We start from the raw sequence: 2,650 nt of genomic DNA, 5'->3' as shown, positions 1-2,650 counted from the left end.
GGGTTTCCGTCAGATCCGTGACGGGATGACGGTGCAGGTGGTGTGGCGGGAGGTCGACCTGCCCTGGCAGGAACTCGACCTGTCCGACCTGTCCGGTCCGCAGCAGGCCGTCGAGGTGGATCGGGTTCTCGCGGGGGAACGTGTCCGCCGTTTCGACATGGACCGGCCGCCGTTGTTGCGGGTGAGGTTGCTCCGGTTGGGTGCCGAGGAGCACCAGCTGGTGATCACCCGTCACCACATCCTGTTCGACGGCTGGTCATTGCAGGTCCTGCTCGGGGAACTGTTCGCGTTGTATACCACCGGTGGTGACGACGCGACGCTGGCCCCGGTGGTCACGTTCAAGCAGTACCTGGCTTGGCTGGCCCGTTGGGACGCGGCAGCGGCTGGCACGGCATGGTCGCAGGCGTTGGCCGGGCTGCCCGGGCCGACTCTGATCGCGCCGCAGGCGGCGGGCCGTTCTGCGGTGACACCCGGACAGATCGGGACGCAGCTGCCCGAGGCGTTGACCGCGGCGTTGACCGCGACCGCCCGCCGGCTCGGGGTCACCCTCAACACGGTGGTCCAGGCGGTGTGGGGGTTGCACCTGAGCCGGGTCACCGGCCGCGAGGATGTCGTGTTCGGCGCGACGGTGTCCGGGCGTCCTCCGCAGATCCCCGGAATCGACCGGATGATCGGGCTGCTGATCAACACCGTGCCGGTCCGGGTACGGGTGCGGGCGGGGCAGACGTTCGCCGGGTTGCTGGCCCGGTTGCAGGACGAACAGGCCCAACTCTTGGACCACCAGTACCTCGGCCTGACCCAGATCCAGCGGCTGGCCGGGTCCGGGCCGCTGTTCGACACCCTCCTGGTCTTCGAGAACTACCCCGTCGACCAGGCCCGGACCGACCAGCTACCCGCCGGCCTGCAGATCACCGGCGTCACCGGCAAGGACGCTACACACTACCCGCTGACCCTGGCCGTGGTGCCCGGACCCCGGTTGACACTGCAAGTGGGTTACCAACCCGACCTGTTCGACGAACCCGCCGCTCAAAGCATCGCCGCTCGCGTGGTGCGGTTGTTGGAGGCCGTGGCCCACGACCCGAACCAGCCGGTCTCCCGGATCGACATCCTCGACCCGGCCGAGCGGCGCATGATCCTGGATGAGTTCAACGACACTGCCCGGCCGCTACCGGCGACGACGCTGCCGGAGCTGTTCGCGGCGCAGGTGGCGGTGAGCCCGGATGCGGTTGCGGTGGTGTTCGAGGGCGTTGAGGTGACCTACCGGGACCTCGACGAGCGGGCGAATCAACTTGCCCGGTATCTCATCGAGTGCGGGGTCGGCCCCGAAACCCTGGTCGGGTTGGTGTTGCCCCGTTCGGTCGAGTTGGTCGTCGGGGTGCTGGGGGTGGTCAAGGCCGGCGGTGCGTATCTGCCGATTGACGCGACATACCCGGCCGAGCGGGTCACGTTCATGCTGGACGATGCCGCGCCTGTGTGCGTGCTGACCACCACAGCCCTGGCCGGCCATCTGCCCGAGGGGTTACGGCAGTTGGTTCTGGACGATCCGGTGACCGCTGAGCGGATCACGGCGCGGCCGACCACTGCGCTGAGCGACGCCGACCGGGTCGGGGTTCTGCTTCCGGCGCATCCGGCGTATGTGATTTACACGTCGGGGTCCACCGGGAAACCCAAGGGCGTGGTGGTGTCGCATACCGGAATCTCGAGCCTGGCCGGCGCCCTGATCGAGCGATTGGAGGTCGCGGGTGACAGCAGGGTCCTGCAGTGCACCTCGCCGAGCTTCGATATCGCCTTCCTGGAGTTGGTGATGGCGTTGCTGAGCGGGGCGGCGTTGGTGATGGCGGCGCCGTCGCGGCTGGTGGCCGGTGAACTCGGTCGGTTGTGCGTCGAGCAGCGGGTCACGCATGCGGCGTTGCCGCCGGCGCTGTTGTCGGCGGTGGCCGAGGTCGATGAGCTTCCGGCCGGGATGACCCTGGTCGTCGGCGGCGAGGCGTGTTCCGGGGAACTGGTCCGGCAGTGGTCGCGGGGCCGTTTGATGATCAACGGGTACGGCCCCACCGAGTCGACGGTTGGCTCGACGGTGACCACCGCGCTGTTCGGGGAAGATACGCCGCCGATCGGCCGGCCGGTGTGGAACACCCGTACGTACGTGCTGGACGGGTCCCTGCAGCCGGTGCCTGTGGGGATGGCGGGTGAGTTGTACATTGCCGGCGCCGGCTTGGCCCGGGGATATCTGGGCCGGGCCGGGTTGACCGCGCAACGGTTTGTGGCGTGTCCGTTCGGCGGGCCCGGGGAGCGGATGTACCGCACCGGGGACGTGGTGCGGTGGCGGTCCGACGGGAATCTGGATTTCCTGGGCCGCTCGGATGACCAGGTGAAGGTGCGCGGGTTCCGCATCGAGCTCGGCGAGGTGGAGGCGGCCCTCGGCCGGCACGAAGCGGTGGCCCAGGCGGTGGCGATGGTCCGTGAGGATCAGCCGGGGCAGCGGCGCCTGGTCGCGTACGTGGTGACCGCCGACGCCGGTGTCAGCGGCGCGGTGTTGCGGGAGTTCGTGGGCCGGGTGTTGCCCGAGTACATGGTGCCGGCGGTGGTGGTGGTGCTGGATGTCTTGCCGTTGACGACCAACGGGAAGGTTGACCGGGCTGTGCTGCCG

Annotated in this window: 1 protein-coding gene; it reads left to right on the top strand. The window is 69.1% G+C overall.

Annotated elements, in window-relative coordinates; translation table 11 throughout:
- Positions 1–13: 13 nt before the first annotated feature.
- A partial coding sequence (locus tag ACIA5C_RS48580; protein ID WP_396068193.1) for an amino acid adenylation domain-containing protein occupies positions 14–2,650 on the top strand: 2,637 nt, incomplete at its 3' end.

Origin of the sequence: Actinoplanes sp. NPDC051343, assembly GCF_044455125.1 — a bacterium.
In the GTDB taxonomy this organism is placed as follows: Bacteria; Actinomycetota; Actinomycetes; order Mycobacteriales; family Micromonosporaceae; genus Actinoplanes.
Note: the sequence above shows the minus strand (reverse complement) of the source record. Positions and strands in the feature narration are given on the sequence as shown.